Annotated in this window: 15 protein-coding genes and 5 tRNA genes; 15 read left to right on the forward strand and 5 right to left on the reverse strand. The window is 44.3% G+C overall.

Annotated elements, in window-relative coordinates:
• Positions 1–7 precede the first annotated feature (7 nt).
• The 3 genes from MTX11_RS00345 to MTX11_RS00355 are packed head-to-tail and all read left to right on the forward strand — an operon-like array spanning position 8 to position 2,060.
• Positions 8–409, forward strand: a complete 402-nt coding sequence (locus MTX11_RS00345; RefSeq protein ID WP_243474086.1) for a YcfL family putative periplasmic lipoprotein — start codon at positions 8–10, stop codon at positions 407–409.
• A gap of 12 nt (positions 410–421) precedes the next feature.
• Positions 422–1,021 (forward strand): penicillin-binding protein activator LpoB, encoded by a 600-nt coding sequence (gene lpoB, locus MTX11_RS00350; protein WP_005108476.1) that lies wholly within the window; start codon positions 422–424, stop codon positions 1,019–1,021.
• Between the two features lie 52 nt (positions 1,022–1,073).
• Positions 1,074–2,060, forward strand: a complete 987-nt coding sequence (locus MTX11_RS00355) for a CsgG/HfaB family protein (protein WP_005108477.1) — start codon at positions 1,074–1,076, stop codon at positions 2,058–2,060.
• An 86-nt stretch (positions 2,061–2,146) separates the two neighbouring features.
• Here the strand turns inward: MTX11_RS00355 and recN are convergent, their stop codons facing one another.
• Positions 2,147–3,808: a DNA repair protein RecN gene (recN, locus tag MTX11_RS00360; protein WP_243474087.1), complete on the reverse strand. Its 1,662-nt coding sequence runs from the start codon at positions 3,806–3,808 to the stop codon at positions 2,147–2,149.
• Between the two features lie 441 nt (positions 3,809–4,249).
• Between recN and ppnP the strand changes: the two genes are divergently transcribed.
• The 3 genes from ppnP (at position 4,250) to MTX11_RS00375 (ending at position 6,387) form a co-directional block, all read left to right on the forward strand.
• Positions 4,250–4,573, forward strand: coding sequence for a pyrimidine/purine nucleoside phosphorylase (ppnP, locus tag MTX11_RS00365; RefSeq protein ID WP_004281089.1), 324 nt, complete (start codon positions 4,250–4,252; stop codon positions 4,571–4,573).
• Positions 4,574–4,707: 134 nt separating this feature from the next.
• Complete coding sequence (gene rlmB / locus MTX11_RS00370; protein ID WP_005101440.1) at positions 4,708–5,457, forward strand: 23S rRNA (guanosine(2251)-2'-O)-methyltransferase RlmB; 750 nt, start codon at positions 4,708–4,710, stop codon at positions 5,455–5,457.
• A 6-nt stretch (positions 5,458–5,463) separates the two neighbouring features.
• Positions 5,464–6,387, forward strand: a complete 924-nt coding sequence (locus MTX11_RS00375) for a DMT family transporter (protein ID WP_004644926.1) — start codon at positions 5,464–5,466, stop codon at positions 6,385–6,387.
• 21 nt (positions 6,388–6,408) lie between these two features.
• On the opposite strand, the gene coaE is transcribed toward MTX11_RS00375, so the two are convergent.
• From coaE to pilB, 4 genes are read right to left on the reverse strand one after another with little or no spacing between them, the layout of a single operon-like run.
• The gene (gene coaE, locus MTX11_RS00380) at positions 6,409–7,008 is read right to left on the reverse strand and encodes a dephospho-CoA kinase (protein ID WP_213686753.1); all 600 of its coding nucleotides are present in this window, start codon (positions 7,006–7,008) and stop codon (positions 6,409–6,411) included.
• A 1-nt stretch (position 7,009) separates the two neighbouring features.
• Positions 7,010–7,870: a prepilin peptidase gene (locus MTX11_RS16580; protein WP_213686754.1), complete on the reverse strand. Its 861-nt coding sequence runs from the start codon at positions 7,868–7,870 to the stop codon at positions 7,010–7,012.
• Entirely contained in the window at positions 7,870–9,099 is a 1,230-nt protein-coding gene (locus MTX11_RS00395; protein ID WP_005108483.1) for a type II secretion system F family protein, read from the reverse strand. The genes MTX11_RS16580 and MTX11_RS00395 overlap by 1 nt, the downstream gene beginning before the upstream one ends.
• Positions 9,100–9,130: 31 nt before the next feature.
• Positions 9,131–10,840 carry a type IV-A pilus assembly ATPase PilB gene (gene pilB / locus MTX11_RS00400; protein ID WP_213686756.1) on the reverse strand — a complete coding sequence of 570 codons (1,710 nt, stop codon included), beginning with the start codon at positions 10,838–10,840 and terminating at the stop codon, positions 9,131–9,133.
• A 277-nt stretch (positions 10,841–11,117) separates the two neighbouring features.
• On the opposite strand from pilB, the gene tpiA reads away from it, so the two are divergent.
• The 9 genes from tpiA to nusA all read left to right on the forward strand — a co-directional run bounded on the left by tpiA (position 11,118) and on the right by nusA (position 15,242).
• Positions 11,118–11,909: a triose-phosphate isomerase gene (gene tpiA, locus MTX11_RS00405; RefSeq protein WP_243474088.1), complete on the forward strand. Its 792-nt coding sequence runs from the start codon at positions 11,118–11,120 to the stop codon at positions 11,907–11,909.
• 13 nt (positions 11,910–11,922) lie between these two features.
• Positions 11,923–12,252: a preprotein translocase subunit SecG gene (secG, locus tag MTX11_RS00410; protein ID WP_005248398.1), complete on the forward strand. Its 330-nt coding sequence runs from the start codon at positions 11,923–11,925 to the stop codon at positions 12,250–12,252.
• A gap of 53 nt (positions 12,253–12,305) precedes the next feature.
• A tRNA-Leu gene (locus tag MTX11_RS00415) sits at positions 12,306–12,390 on the forward strand.
• Positions 12,391–12,443: 53 nt separating this feature from the next.
• A tRNA-Met gene (locus tag MTX11_RS00420) sits at positions 12,444–12,520 on the forward strand.
• 68 nt (positions 12,521–12,588) lie between these two features.
• Positions 12,589–12,665 (forward strand) — tRNA-Met (locus MTX11_RS00425).
• A 68-nt stretch (positions 12,666–12,733) separates the two neighbouring features.
• Positions 12,734–12,810, forward strand: a tRNA-Met gene (locus MTX11_RS00430).
• 88 nt (positions 12,811–12,898) lie between these two features.
• A tRNA-Met gene (locus MTX11_RS00435) sits at positions 12,899–12,975 on the forward strand.
• A gap of 223 nt (positions 12,976–13,198) precedes the next feature.
• Entirely contained in the window at positions 13,199–13,723 is a 525-nt protein-coding gene (rimP, locus tag MTX11_RS00440; protein WP_004281103.1) for a ribosome maturation factor RimP, read from the forward strand.
• 34 nt (positions 13,724–13,757) lie between these two features.
• The gene (gene nusA, locus MTX11_RS00445) at positions 13,758–15,242 is read left to right on the forward strand and encodes a transcription termination factor NusA (RefSeq protein WP_004281105.1); all 1,485 of its coding nucleotides are present in this window, start codon (positions 13,758–13,760) and stop codon (positions 15,240–15,242) included.
• Positions 15,243–15,252 lie beyond the last annotated feature (10 nt).

Consider the following 15,252-nt stretch of genomic DNA (forward strand, 5'->3'; position numbering starts at 1 on the left):
GAACAATATGAAACGTCAATTTAGCTTTGCTGTACTTGGTTTAGGGGCGCTGTTCATGGTGGGTTGTACCGCACCGAATGCCTTATCTACCCAAACCAATGCCAATAATGAAATGAGTATCCGCACCATTACCAATAATCCGGTATTAACTACGGAAGTCTTTGTGGAACGTGTGAATATGAGCTTGGTTGGTGATTTAAAGCGTGCTTCAATCGCGATCAAAAACCGCCGTTTTAACAATAAAGATTTTAGCTACAAGATTGTTTGGGTGGATGCACAAGGTGTGGAAGTTAATCCTGAAGGTGCCATCTGGAAGCCGATCCAGTTAACCGGACGTGAAACCAAAGATGTGCAGTCCTTGGCGCCAAATCCATCTGCTGTTGATGTTGTTGTGTATTTGAAAAAATAAGAGAGACTTGAAATGAACGCAAAATTGATTTTCGCCGCATTGGCAACTACGACACTGCTTAGTGGCTGTGCCTCTACTGGTTCAGTAAGTTATGGTGATGCCCAAGCAGTCGAAACCTTAACCACAGACTTTGGTTCAACTGACTTGCAAATGATTGCAGCCAAAATGGTGGATGACATGTTGATGTTCCCGCCAGTGGTGCAAATGACCCAAAACCGCCGTCCGGTCATTGTCCTTGATCGGATTCATAACAAAACCCAGGAACATATCGATACCGAATCGATTACTGACAGTATTCAGAACAAACTAATCAATTCTGGAAAATTTCGTTTTGTTGATATGAAATCGGTGAATGCGGTGGCACAGCAGCTAGCTTATCAAAAGCAAAGCGGTATGGTGAACCAATCAACAGCAGTACGTGCCGGTGGTCATATTGGTGCCGAATTTATGCTAAATGGCAACTTGTCGAGTATTGTGAAGAATGCCGGTGGCAAGAGTGATGTGTATTACAAGTTCACTTTTAAATTGCAAAACCTGCAAACTGGTATCGTAGAGTGGACTGGCGAGAAAGAAATCCGTAAGGCAGGCAAACGCTCGACTTTTGGTCTGTAATTTCAATGAAGGTCACTGTGCTTTTGGCACAGTGACTGTAGAAGAATATAATATGAAAAAAATATTACTTGCAGGCCTGTTGTCTGGATTGTTGAGCGCTCCGGCCTTTGCAGCCATTAAAGAAGTGGTTAAAGAAGCCAGTGGAAGTGGTCCAACTCAACACCAGGCGATTTCTGAAGCCTTATTAATTGCTGTGCAATCGGTAAATGGTGCTTCAGTTTCTTCCCAAATGAATTATGAAGAGACTGTTTCTGTATCGGTGAATAATCAGGGCTGGAGTTATAACGGTAAAGTTTCACCAGTTTTTAGTGTGGCAAATCAAGGTTCAGGTTCAGTGACCAAGTTTCAGGTGCTGAGTGTGACGGGTGCAAAAAATAATTACCGTGCCAAAGTTCGCGCACATGTGGTGAAGTTTGAATCGACTGTACAAGACCAGCATTTGCGCAGGATTGCAGTATTGCCATTCCAGATGGCCGAGAAAAATAACCGACTGGCCAATGACACATCTGCCTATGAGTTTAGTCAGGAATTATCCGATACTTTAGGAAATTATCTGGCTCAAAGCGGACAGTTGAGTGTGGTAGATCGTCATTATCTGGATGAAATGCAGTCTGAAAATGCATTCCTGTATTGGGATGGTGCACCGCATGAGCTGGCGCGTATCGGTCAGAAAGTTGGAGCAGACTATTTACTGGTGGGACGAATTAATGATCTGTCTAGTGCCAGCCATCAGCAAATGTATGGTTTGAATGCCGGCGCTGAACAAGTGCGTTTAAGCTGGCGTGTCATTGAAGCCAATACCAGTAAAGTGGTAGCAGCGGGCACTTTCAATCGAACTCTGTCTAATTTAATGACACAGAATATTCTGACCAATAGTTTAAATGACAGTACGGCGGATAAAATTGCTCAGGGCTTAAACCCGGAAATTTTACAGGGCTTAAAATTACAGCCTGTACAGTCTCAGACTGGTCAATCTTATGATTCATCACCGGGCTATGAAATGACGCCAGGTTCAAGCGATCAACCTGTAAAATGGTAAGTTAATATTAGTTCGAATGATTTTTAACACATAAAAAATCTCTGACCTAAATGCAGGGATTTTTTATGTGTCGCTTTACAAGTAGCTCAAGCCTGCTGAAATTTCAGCTGACGTAACTGGCGGGCATGTTGCAAGGTGGTTTCACTAATCTCTACACCGCCTGTCATTCTTGCAAGCTCCTGAATAATTTCATTTTCCTCAAGGTCAATGATTGTGCTGCTGGCAGGATCAGTCTGCTGTTTTTTTACCAGTAGATGCTGATCAGATTGTGCTGCCACTTGTGCCTGATGGGTAATACACAGAATCTGTACATGCTGGGCCAGATCGGCCAGTAAACGCCCGACAATCTCTGCGGTACCACCACTAATCCCGACATCAATTTCATCAAAGACCAATACTTCGGCTTCGGTTTTTTCCGCATTCATGACTTGCATCACTAGCGCAATACGCGAGAGTTCACCGCCTGATGCAACCCGGGCCAAAGGCTGTGCCGGAATGCCTTTATTGGCAGTAAACAGCAATTGAATAAAGCTGAGACCTTCACTAGATGGATGTTCCAAAGGCTCAAACTTAAACTCAAAATGTGCTTCAGGCAATGCCAGTTGTTTAACCTGCTCAGTGAGCTGTTTGGCCAACGGTGCTGCGGCTTCACGGCGAATCTGATCCAGATGTTGGGCCTTATCCAGAAACTCCTGATAAGACACTGCTACCTGCTCAGCGAGTGTTTCCGGATCTTCCAGTTGATGTAACTGTTCCAATTCACTTTGCCAGGCTTCATATTCTTCTTTGAGCAACTCTGGCTGGGTCCGATACTTACGTGCCAGACGATGGAAGATTTCCAAAGTTGAATTCAGCACTTCCATGCGTTCTGGATCAAAACTCTGCCGATCCATGAACTGGCGTAAATTCGCTGCTGCATCTTCAAGTTCGCTTTGTGCATTCAGCAGGGAAGTATAAATCCCGGAGAGCTGCTCACTGCGTCCGGCATGCGACTCAACCCGACGCATAATTGATGCCAGTTCCTGAGTGATATTCTGTTCAGCTTCATCCAGCACATTCAGGCTATAGACACAGTCCTGCATAATGGCTTCATGATGCGAGAGCCGATCAAATTCCTGCTCAATTTCCGGATAATCCGTCTGAACAATTTCTTCCAGTTCTTCGAGTTGTAGTTCCAGGGTTTCCAGACGCTGCTTGCGTGTCGCTTGTGCGTCTAAAGCTGCTTGATGCTGGCGGATATTTTTTTGCCAAGTGCTATACGCATCACGTACTGCTTGGGCCGGTGCATAAAAATGATAATAACGATCCAGCCAGTGCTTCGGATAAGGCGGTTCTAATAATTGTTGCTGACTATGCTGACTATAAAGTTGTACCAGTAAACGCCCAATTTCTTTCAGTTCAGACAGGCTGCTCGGACGTCCATTGATCCAGGCCTTGCTACGGCCGGTGGCAAAGATCACCCTACGTAAATGAATTTCACCTGACTCATCATCCAGTTCATGTTCTTTTAACCAGGCGGCTTCAGGACTGTGTTCCTGATAGCTGAAACTGGCAGTGACATCGGCTTTTTCTGAACCATAACGCACATAATTGGTATCGGTTCGCTCACCCAAACAGGCAGACAATGCATCCAGTAACAGGGATTTACCTGCACCGGTTTCACCGGTTAAAACGTTAAAACCTTTATCAATATCAATAGCAAGGTGTTCAGCTAAAGCAAAATTGATCAGAGTTAAATGTGTCAGCATAAACGCATCCGGGCTGCGAAAAGTTTGATTGAAATAGCCTGATGTTGGATTGGTGTCACAACATGGCTGTGATTATTATAAATCAGGACGAATCAATTTCATTCTATCTTAAATTTTAGCGATTTATATATGCTTATTTCACTGTATTTTCGCAAGAAGCTGACTCAGAAGTATGTTAATTCACTGCTGATTTTCATATTTTTGACATCCCTAATCTTTAAATTAATGACTCAATTGAGCCTGTTTCACAAGAGCACGTGCAAATTGAAACTTAAGCTTATATGTCAGCAAAATACAGGCCAAAACATGCTGAAAATAGCAGAGGTTTAGGCGATACAGAATATTTTATCGACGCCGACAAACTTCGATTGATTAGTTGAGGGTGCACATTTAAACTACAGCAATCAAAATATTACAAAATGCTTTATCTGGAGAAATCGCATGTCAGCTCAGTTTGATCATGTATCGGTACTTAAAAAATCTAATGTATATTTCGGCGGGTTGTGTATTAGTCACATTGTACAATTTGAAGACGGGACCAAGAAAACGTTGGGTGTCATTCTGCCCTCAGAAAATGCCTTGACCTTTGAAACACATGTTCCTGAGCGCATGGAAATTGTTTCAGGTGAATGCCGTGTTCAGATTGGTGATAGCGAAGAAAGTGAGCTGTTCCGTGCCGGTCAGTCTTTCTATGTACCGGGCAATAGCCGTTTTAAAATCGAAACCGATGATGTGCTGGACTATGTCTGCCATTTTGAAGGTTAAGTCCAGATTCAAGATCAGTGCAAACCGGGCAAGAAATTTCAGTGCGAATCGGTTAAACTAATCAGCTATAGAAATCCTGTGAAGTCAGCTTTACGGGATTTTTCTTTTGTATATAACTAATCTAGAGGTCGTTCATGGCAAAACCTGAATATTTTTATGGCGTACATTCAGTGGAGTCATTGTTAGAGCTTGAGCCTGAACGTGTCTTGACATTATTCACTCTCAAAGGACGCGATGATCAGCGTTTAAAGCGTGTACTGGAACTGGCTGAACCGTTTGGGATCAGTGTGCAGCAAGCCAGCCGTGACAAACTGGAGAAACTGGCCGGGCAACCGTTTCACCAAGGCGTGGTCGCTGCGGTACGTGCTCATCCAACCCTGAATGAAAAAGATCTTGAATCATTGTTGAGTGCGAATCCTCAAGCATTGTTATTGGCTCTTGATCATATTACCGATCCGCACAATCTCGGTGCCTGTATCCGTACAGCCGCTGCAATGGGCGTTGAGGCAGTGATTGCGCCACGTGATCGTTCTGCAACTTTAACCCCGACAGCACGTAAAGTGGCTGCTGGTGGTGCGGACAAAGTCAAATTCATTCAGGTGACCAATCTGGCGCGTACTTTGGGTCAAATCAAAGAAGATTTTAATGTTCGTGTGGTTGGTACCATGCTGGATGAAAAAGCGCTGCCGATTCAGAATTTTGATTTTACCGGTACCGGGGTTTGTGTGGTGATGGGTGCGGAAGATACTGGCCTACGTCCAATTACACAGAGCCAATGTGATCAGACCGTGTATATTCCGATGGCAGGTAATCTGCAAAGTCTGAATGTCAGTGTGGCTACAGGTATGGCACTGTATGAAGCTTGCCGTCAACGTAATCTTTAATTGATGATGGCATTGTCAGACCGTACGCAAGGCTATGTTTTTTTAGTTGTTACCATGTGCATCTGGGGCGGTTTTACCTTAACGGCCCGCCTGAATGCGCTTTGGCAGATCAGTGCCTGGGATATCGTGGCCTTGCGTTTTTCTCTGGCCTTCCTGATTCTGATGCCGATCTTGCTTTATCGTAAAGAGGCCGCTTTTTTACTGAAAAAAGAGCCTTTTATTTTAGCGATGATTGGCGGAGTGATTTATTGCCTGTTTGCCTATAGTGCTTTTCACTACGCGCCTACCGCCCATGCTGCAATTTTCTTGAATGGCTGTATTCCGATCTGTACCGCGATCATGGCTTTTTTTCTGATGGGGCAGGCTTTTGATAAACATACCTGGGCCAGCCTGATCATTATGATCGTCGTACTATGTCTCATGAGTATGCTGATGTATCGGGAAACTGGTGTAGCCTTTGGGGCAGGGGACGGGCTGTTTTTTATCAGTGCCATACTTTGGGCGATTTTTACTGTTTTATTGCGTAAATATCAGCTAACTGCATGGCAGGCAATGTGTGGTGTCGCGATCTGGTCGGCAGTGATATATGTGCCGATTTATCTGCTATTTTTACCGAAAAATTTGAGTGTGCCTGAACCCAAGCATTTACTGTTTCAGACCATTTTTCACGGCATATTTGTGGTGATTATTGCTACTTTAAGCTATGTAGAAGCCATCAAGCGTCTTGGTGCATTTAAGGCAGGCAGTATTACCAATCTTGCACCTTTTATTGCGGCAATTCTGGCTGTACCTTTATTAAATGAAACTTTAAGTCTGGCTATGGTGTGTGGCCTGATGGGTATGGCAGTCGGGGCCTTACAGCCGTGGCGCTGGTTACAGCATCAGGACAGTCTGAGCCGAAAATTAGCAGAACAAAAAAAGCAGTCTTAATCAGACTGCTTTTTTTATGCTTCAGCTGGCTGCCATGTTTAAATATTTTTGATGCAATGGGCGGAGATGGGCATAAAGATGATCCAGATGACCATCATTCAGCACAATATCATCAGCCATGGCCTGTTTCTGTTCACGTGACATTTGTGCGGCAATAATGTTTCGGATTTGCTCAATATTTTGACCATCACGTTGTGAGGCACGTTCAATTTGCAATTCGATCGTGGCATCAATCAGTAAGCGATGCTGAGTGAGCTCATGTTGATTGGTCTCAAACAGGAGCGGTGAAACCAGAATGGCATAGGAACTTTGCGCAGCATCTAGCTGCTGAATAATCGAAGTGCGAATTGCTGGATGAGTAATATTTTCCAGGGTTTTACGTGCTTCAGGAGACTGGAAGATATATTCACGCAGGGCACGACGATTCAGTGAGCCATCGGCAAGCAGTACCCAATCGCCAAAAGCCTGCTGAATCTGGGTAAGTGCAGGCTGCCCAATTTCGACCACTTCACGCGCTACCACATCGGCATCGACTACCGTGATCCCTTGTGCTTCAAACCACTGACTGGCAGCAGACTTGCCACTGCCAATCCCGCCGGTTAAACCGAGTACAAATTTCAATTTACTGACCTAAATACACTTTCATAATTTGTTCACCCCAAAGAAAAGCGATCCAGCCGGCAATCGCAATATAAGGACCAAAAGCAAAAGGCTGATTTTCCTTGCGAACTTTTAGCAGAATGATGCCAATAATCGCACCTACCAGAGAAGACAGCAGCACAATTAAAGGCAATAATAATGGACCCATCCAGGCGCCCAAAGCCGCAAGCAGTTTAAAATCGCCATAGCCCATACCTTCTTTACCGGTGATGATTTTAAACAGGTAATACACTATCCATAAACATAAAAAGCCAATGATGTAGCCCCAGATGGCAGAGCTTGGGGAGGTATAGAGTGCATAACTATTTACGCCTAGACCTAGTGCAGCCAGGGGCAGGGTATAACGGTCCGGTAATAACTGGGTATCAAAATCAATAAAGGTTAGGGCAATCAGCACATAAGTCAGGATCAGTCCAAACAGCATTTGCATTGTCGGGCCAAATACTGCTACGACAAGTAGTGCACAAACTGCCGTCAGAATTTCAACCAAAGGATAACGGATGCTGATAGGATTCTGACAGTTCGCACACTTGCCACGCAGGACCAGCCAGCTGATAACTGGAATATTCTGGTACCAGCGGATTGGCTGATGACATTTAGGGCAAGTCGAAGCGGGTTTGCTTAAACTTAATTTCGCTTCATCAATCACCGGCTGTTCCGGATGCAAAAACATCTGGCAATCGGTACGCCATTCCTGTTCCATCATCTTGGGAGTGCGGTAGATCACCACATTCAGAAAGCTGCCGATACATAAACTAAAAAGCCCAACTGCGATATACAGCGCCGTTGGGTTTTGAATAAAATATTGAATAAGATCTTGCATTAAACCACAGAACCCATTTGGAAGATTGGAAGGTACATGGCAATCACCAGACCACCAACGAGCACACCGAGAACGGCCATAATTAGCGGTTCCATCATCGAAGTTAAGCCGTCAACCGCATTATCAACTTCGTTTTCATAATGTGTTGCTACTTTATCCAGCATGGCATCTAATGCACCGGATTCTTCACCAATTGCAACCATTTGGACTGCCATGGATGGGAATTTGTTGGTCACGCGCATGGCAAACTGTAGTTGTTGACCTGTGGCGACATCTTCACGAATTTTCATCACAGCATCTTCATATACAACGTTATTGGTAGCGCCGGCAGTGGATTCCAGTGCATCAATCAAAGGTACACCTGCTGCGAAAGTCGTGGCAAGGGTACGGCTATAACGTGCAATAATCGCTTTATATACCAAATCCCCAAAAATCGGTGCTTTGAGTGCTGCTTTATCCAGAAAATCGCGGAATTTCTTGCTACGTTTTTTGGCTTCAAGAAAAGCGGTAATGATGGCTCCAATGGCAATAATCAGCAGGAACCAATATTTTTGCATCCAGTCCGACATATTGACCACCATCTTGGTAAAAGCGGGCAGGTCGGCGCCAAATGAAGAGAATAAATCCTGGAAAACCGGGACCACTTTGACCATCAAGATAATGGTAACAATCAGAGCGACCACAACAACTGTAGCTGGATATTTCATGGCCTTTTTGATTTTTTGCTTGAGCAATTCACTTTTTTCTTTGTAAATCGCAACACGATCAAGCATGGTTTCAAGAGCACCCGACTGCTCGCCTGATTCAACTAAAGAGCAAAATAAATTATCAAAATACTGTGGATATTTACGCAGTGCTCCAGCGAAAGTGTTACCCCCCTCGACTTCACCTTTAATTCCCAATACAACTTCACGCATGGATGGATTTTCCAGACCTTCTGCGACAATCTCAAAGCCTTGTACCAGTGGTACCCCGGCTTTCATCATGGTCGCCAACTGTCGGGTAAAAATTGTAATATCCAGTGTTGAGACTTTTTTCTTCATCAAGCCTTCAAGGATATTTTTTTTCTTTTCCCGAATGGTCTTGATGCTGATACCTTGTTTTCGAAGGGTGACCTTGGCTAAAGCCATATTTTTTGCTGGCAATTCTCCCTTGATCTTTGCCCCTTTACGATCAATTCCTTCATAGCTGAAGATCGGCATCATCTGGCCTTTCTTTACTGCTGCCATACCTTTATCCTTATTTTAGATCAGCGCCCGATCATTCGCTGGTGACACGATTGACTTCCTGTAAAGAAGTCACCCCCTGCATCACCTTGACTAAACCTGACCGGCGTAAATTGTTAAAACCTGCACGTGCGGAAGCATCGGCAATTTCAAGTGCATTGCCGTCCTCCATAATAATTCTGGAAATTTCGGGTGTTACTTTCATGACTTCATAAATACCCACACGACCCTTATAGCCTTCACGACATTCATTGCAGCCCACCGGTTCATAAATTTGGAACTCAGGTTGCTGCAAGTCGGTTTCGGTAAAACCCATCTCCAGTAAGCTTTGTTTCGGAATATCGGCAGGTTTCTTGCATTGTGAACACAAACGACGTGCCAACCGTTGTGCAATGACCAGGTTGACTGAAGTAGCAATATTGAAAGAAGGCACCCCCATATTGCGTAAACGGGTCAAAGTCTCAGGCGCACTATTGGTATGCAGCGTCGACATCACCATATGACCGGTCTGCGCCGCTTTAATCGCAATCTCGGCAGTTTCCAGATCCCGGATCTCACCAACCATCACGATATCCGGGTCTTGACGTAAGAAGGACTTCAGTGCGGCAGAGAAGGTCAGGCCAACTTTATTATTGACGTTGACCTGATTAATGCCTTGCAAGTTAATCTCGACCGGATCTTCCGCAGTTGAGATATTGGTATCTTCACGGTTTAGGATATTCAGACCGGTGTAAAGAGAAACTGTTTTACCGGAACCCGTCGGGCCGGTGATCAGCAGCATCCCTTGCGGTTTGTCCAGCGCCTGCATAAACAGTTCTTTTTGTTCCGGTTCATAGCCTAGAGCATCAATCCCCAGCATCGCACTGGATGGATCCAGAATACGCAGTACCAGCTTCTCGCCAAACAGGGTAGGGAGAGAGTTGACACGGAAATCAATGGCTTTATTTTTAGAAAGTTTTAATTTAATACGACCATCTTGCGGTACCCGTTTTTCTGAAATGTCCATTTGCGACATGACTTTAAGACGTGAAGATAAACGAGTTGCTAGCTGTAGTGGTGGTGTTGCAATCTGGCGTAATACCCCATCGACCCGGTAACGTACCCGATAGATTTTCTCATAAGGTTCAAAATGTAAGTCTGAAGCCCCCATACGGATCGCATCGATGAGTAACTTATTTATATATTTGACAATTGGTGCTTCATCACCTTTATTGCTTTCATCCTCTTCTTTATTCGGATCAGCAGATTCGACATCAACATCTAAGTCAAAGTCTTCATCAAACTCAAACGTGCTTTCTTCGGTAAAATTCTGCTCGATCAGTTTTTCAAGTTTATTGTGTTCAACAATAATCGTTTCAATATTGAGTTTAGTTGAAAAACGGACTGCATCAATCGCTTCGATATTGGTCGGGTTACTGGTCGCAACATATAAAATACTGGAATTTTTAAAAATCGGCAGAATGCGATGCTTGGTAATTAGCTTTTCATCAATCGCATCCCGAAGAATTTGAGCAGGATCATAGGCACTGATATCAAACAGCGGTTCGCCAAATTCGACTGAAATCGTTTCAGCAATGACGGTTGGAGAAAGTTGCTGCTGGTTAATTAACTCAGCCACAATATCGATTTTTTCTTGTTTGGCATGCGCCAACGCACTGCGCATATCTTCAGCCGAGATGACGCCTTCCTCGACCAAACGACGAATAAATCCGGTAAATCTTGGCGACCCCTGTAATGCTGTCATGCTATAAATGCCTACTCATCAAATTCTTTTAATTGCTATACTAAAATTATACGTTTGTTACGTAAAAATACCATAGCCAAGAGTGCTGCTAGCTTCCTCATCTCCAGTAAAAGCATGAACTGGTTGGAAGAAGTCCTCATTTTTTTAAGTGATAACAAAAAATAACCATTTTGGATAGTCTAAACCGAGAATGAGTGATAAGAAAACTATTCTTTTAATTTTCCAATTCCGTGTAGAATGTGCCCAATTCAAAATATGTAAATGAAATAGGTTAATTATGTCGGTTTCGACGATTACCCCTTGGGTGATAGGTAACTGGAAAATGAATCCGGTGCAGGCAGAGGCATTGAGCTTGGTGCGTGGTATTAAGAATTTGCTGGAAACTGCACCAATTGCCGAAGATCAATGTCATTTAGGTGTGGCACCGATTGCGATTGCCTTAAGCCAGATTCAGGCAGAGCTATCATCTGCGGTTCGTCCAATTTATACCGTAGCACAAGATGTTTCACGTATTTCAGGAATGGGCGCTTACACCGGTGAAGTTAGTGCTGAATTACTCGCAGACAGCCAAATCCAGTATGTACTGGTGGGTCATTCTGAACGCCGTGAAATATTTGCAGAAAATGCTGATATTTTAAATGCTAAAATCAAGAATGCTTTAAGTGCCGGTTTGACTGTGATTTATTGTGTCGGTGAAAGTCTGGAACAGCGTGAAGCAGGGCAGGCGGAAGCTGTCGTATTACAACAAATTTGTGATATCGCTACTGTGGTTGAAGCGGAGCAATGGAACAATATCGTGATTGCCTATGAGCCGATCTGGGCGATTGGTACAGGTAAAACGGCTTCTCCTGAAGATGCGCAGGCCATGCATGCACAAATCCGTCAAGGTTTAAGCCAGATTACAGGCTATGGCGAGAGTATGGCGATTTTATATGGTGGTAGTGTCAAGCCGGAAAATGCAGTAGAGTTAGCAGCCTGCCAAGATATCAATGGGGCATTGGTCGGTGGTGCATCACTCAATGCTGAGTCTTTCCATAAAATTGCTCATGCATTTGCAAATACACAATAATTAGGAGTTCAGCATGCAAACTTTTGTGCTGGTAGTACATATTATCTTAGCTGTTTTGATGATTGTCTTGATTTTGGTTCAGCATGGTAAAGGTGCAGATGCTGGTGCCTCTTTCGGCGGCGGTGGTGCAGCGACAGTATTCGGAGCATCGGGTTCGGGTAATTTCATGACCCGTTTAACTGCGATTTTTACTGCACTGTTCTTCGTGACCAGTCTGACTTTGGCGATTTTGGCCAAGCAACAAACCTCGAATGCCTATAGTTTGGGATCTGTTCAGTCTGCGCCGACCGTACCTGTGCAATCGAATGAAACTTCACCAACTGCACCAGAAACGACCGAATAGTTTTAATTAATCCTTTCTTTTTTTCAGTGATACGACTAGAATGCGTCACAGCTGCGGTGGTGGTGGAATTGGTAGACACGCTACCTTGAGGTGGTAGTGCTTTCGGGCGTGGGGGTTCAAGTCCCCCCTTCCGCACCAACTTATAATCCAGAAATTTAAGTTGGTGTATGCAGCTGAAAAACTTCTATTGATGCGGGATGGAGCAGTCTGGTAGCTCGTCGGGCTCATAACCCGAAGGTCGTTGGTTCAAATCCAGCTCCCGCTACCAATCTTTTAAAGATGCAAACTTTAAAAGCAGTTTAAGTTTTTTTAAACTGAATGTTATTTGTACGCTGATGCGGGATGGAGCAGTCTGGTAGCTCGTCGGGCTCATAACCCGAAGGTCGTTGGTTCAAATCCAGCTCCCGCTACCAATCTTTTAAAGATGCAAACTTTAAAAGCAGTTTAAGTTTTTTTAAACTGAATGTTATTTGTACGCTGATGCGGGATGGAGCAGTCTGGTAGCTCGTCGGGCTCATAACCCGAAGGTCGTTGGTTCAAATCCAGCTCCCGCTACCACTTTTTCAGCGACAGATGACAAATATGCAGAATGATGTGGTTTTGATTGAAAAGTTCTCATCTTTTGTATATAATTTTTGCACGTTGATGCGGGATGGAGCAGTCTGGTAGCTCGTCGGGCTCATAACCCGAAGGTCGTTGGTTCAAATCCAGCTCCCGCTACCAAGTTTCTAAAAAGAGGCTCACAACAAGGTGGGCCTTTTTGCACAGTGGGATTTGAAAAAATCTTAAATTGTGCATTAATTGGGGCGATTTACGCCCTTTTTTATTGGCTATCGTGTAGTGTCGACATTATTTGGTCAAATCTCCATGTTTCACTACTACTATAGTTTGTATTGGTTTGTAGTGGTCAAATAGATCATAAAATCGCACCAGATGACGAGAGTAAATGAAGCTATCAAATAAAACTCAAGCACTTCAGGACTTGATTGCACCAGCAGTTGAAGCCTGTAATGTAAACCTTTGGGGGATTGAATTCCTGCCACAGGGTAAATGTTCGTTATTACGTATCTACATCGACAAGCCAGTCGATGAGAGCGTTGCACCAGCAATCAATGAAGATGGTGAAGAAGAGCAGGGGCGTGGTATTGGCGTTCAGGATTGTGTGCGTGTCACGCAGCAAGTGGGCGCAATGCTGGATGTTCATGATCCGATCTCGGGTGAATATTCACTTGAAGTATCTTCGCCAGGCTGGGACCGTCCATTCTTCCAGCTCGAGCAGATGTCAGGCTATATCGGTCATACCGTAGCACTACGTTTGATCAGTGCGGTAGATAACCGTCGTAAATTCCAGGCCAAACTGGTTGCTGTCGATCTTGAAAATGAAATGATTCAGGTTGAAGTAGAAAAGCAACAGGTATTGGAGATCGACAGTCACAATATCGATAAAGCAAATTTGGTCTTCCAAGATTAATTTAATAAATAAAAATTTAACGAATAGGTGACGTATGGCACGTGAAATTCTGACCGTCGTTGAAACGGTTAGTAACGAAAAAGGTGTACCTCGTGAAGCGATCTTTGAAGCGCTTGAGCAAGCTTTAGTTGCTGCGACAAAGAAAAAATTTTACGAAGGAACACATTCGGAAGAAGCACGTTTACGTGTAGAAATTGATCGTAAAACAGGTGACTATCGTACTTTCCGTCAGTGGGAAGTGGTTGCAGACGAAGATCATGAAATGCCAGCTTGTCAGGATGCCATCTCTGATGTCGATCCGGCAAAATGGTCGATTGGTGACATTCGTGAGCTGGAAGTTGAGTCAATTGACTTCGGTCGTATTGCAGCGCAAATTGCCAAGCAAGTGATCGTACAGAAGATCCGTGAAGCAGAACGTGCACTTGTAGCCGATGCTTACGAATCTAAAGTCGGCGAGCTGATTTACGGTGAAGTGAAAAAACAAACCAAAGACGGTTTTATCATTGACCTAGGTGACAATGCTGAAGCGTATCTTGCTCGTGAAGAAATGATTCCGAAAGAAATCCTTCGTCCGAAGCAACGCGTGAATGCGATTCTCTTCAATGTCAACCGTGAAGGTCGTGGTGCGCAGTTACAACTGTCACGTGCTAAACCGGATATGCTGATTGCATTGATGAAGAAAGAAATCCCTGAGATTTCTGAAGAAATCATTGAAATTAAAGCGGCGGCTCGCCAACCAGGTGTTCGTGCTAAAATTGCAGTGAAAACCAATGACCACCGTATTGACCCGGTGGGTGCTTGTATTGGTATGCGTGGTACTCGTATTCAGGCTGTACAGCAAGAGCTCAATGGCGAGCGTATTGATGTAGTCGTTTGGTCGGATGATCCTGCGCAATATATCGCAAGTGCATTGGAACCAGCAGATGTATCGAGTATTGTCATCGATGAAGATGCACGTACTGCAGACATCATTTTCGCAACCAGCGACCAGCTGGCACGTGCGATTGGTTCACAAGGTCAGAACGTTCGTCTGGCATCTGAATTGACTGGCTACAAGCTGGACATGATGCTGGAAGAGGAATACTACGCCCGTCAACAAAACGAAGCGCAACAATATTTAGACATGTTTGTTACCCGTCTGGATATCGCGGAAGATTTGGCGATGGCATTGGTAGAAATGGGCTTCACCTCGCTTGAAGAAATTGCTTATGTCCCTGCGGAAACGTTTGATGAAATCGAACTAGATGCGGAACTGGTTGAACTACTGCAAAGCCGTGCGAAAGAAATTGCACTTGCTGATGCATTACAACAGCAAGAGAACATACAAGCGCCAAGTGAAGAACTTGTTGCAATGGAAGGCATGACAGTAGAGATCGCGCAAGCGCTAGCAGCTCGTGGTGTGGTAACAGTGGATGATTTAGCAGATCAGGCGACTGACGATATCGAAGATATTGAAGGTTTGGGTGCTGAGAAAGCAGGTCAACTCATTATGAAAGCGCGCGAATCATGGTTTAACTAGGAGGTAGTAT

The organism is Acinetobacter lwoffii, assembly GCF_022809915.1.
GTDB classification, from domain to species: domain Bacteria; phylum Pseudomonadota; class Gammaproteobacteria; order Pseudomonadales; family Moraxellaceae; genus Acinetobacter; species Acinetobacter lwoffii_M.

Excerpts from the sequence above, each read along its gene's own strand:
- MTX11_RS00345 (WP_243474086.1), top strand. The coding sequence starts at position 8 with ATGAAACGTCAATTTAGCTTTGCTGTACTTGGTTTAGGGGCGCTGTTC.
- lpoB (WP_005108476.1), top strand. The coding sequence starts at position 422 with ATGAACGCAAAATTGATTTTCGCCGCATTGGCAACTACGACACTGCTT.
- MTX11_RS00355 (WP_005108477.1), top strand. The coding sequence starts at position 1,074 with ATGAAAAAAATATTACTTGCAGGCCTGTTGTCTGGATTGTTGAGCGCT.
- recN (WP_243474087.1), bottom strand. The coding sequence starts at position 3,808 with ATGCTGACACATTTAACTCTGATCAATTTTGCTTTAGCTGAACACCTT.
- ppnP (WP_004281089.1), top strand. The coding sequence starts at position 4,250 with ATGTCAGCTCAGTTTGATCATGTATCGGTACTTAAAAAATCTAATGTA.
- rlmB (WP_005101440.1), top strand. The coding sequence starts at position 4,708 with ATGGCAAAACCTGAATATTTTTATGGCGTACATTCAGTGGAGTCATTG.
- MTX11_RS00375 (WP_004644926.1), top strand. The coding sequence starts at position 5,464 with ATGGCATTGTCAGACCGTACGCAAGGCTATGTTTTTTTAGTTGTTACC.
- MTX11_RS16580 (WP_213686754.1), bottom strand. The coding sequence starts at position 7,870 with ATGCAAGATCTTATTCAATATTTTATTCAAAACCCAACGGCGCTGTAT.
- MTX11_RS00395 (WP_005108483.1), bottom strand. The coding sequence starts at position 9,099 with ATGGCAGCAGTAAAGAAAGGCCAGATGATGCCGATCTTCAGCTATGAA.
- pilB (WP_213686756.1), bottom strand. The coding sequence starts at position 10,840 with ATGACAGCATTACAGGGGTCGCCAAGATTTACCGGATTTATTCGTCGT.
- tpiA (WP_243474088.1), top strand. The coding sequence starts at position 11,118 with ATGTCGGTTTCGACGATTACCCCTTGGGTGATAGGTAACTGGAAAATG.
- secG (WP_005248398.1), top strand. The coding sequence starts at position 11,923 with ATGCAAACTTTTGTGCTGGTAGTACATATTATCTTAGCTGTTTTGATG.
- rimP (WP_004281103.1), top strand. The coding sequence starts at position 13,199 with ATGAAGCTATCAAATAAAACTCAAGCACTTCAGGACTTGATTGCACCA.
- nusA (WP_004281105.1), top strand. The coding sequence starts at position 13,758 with ATGGCACGTGAAATTCTGACCGTCGTTGAAACGGTTAGTAACGAAAAA.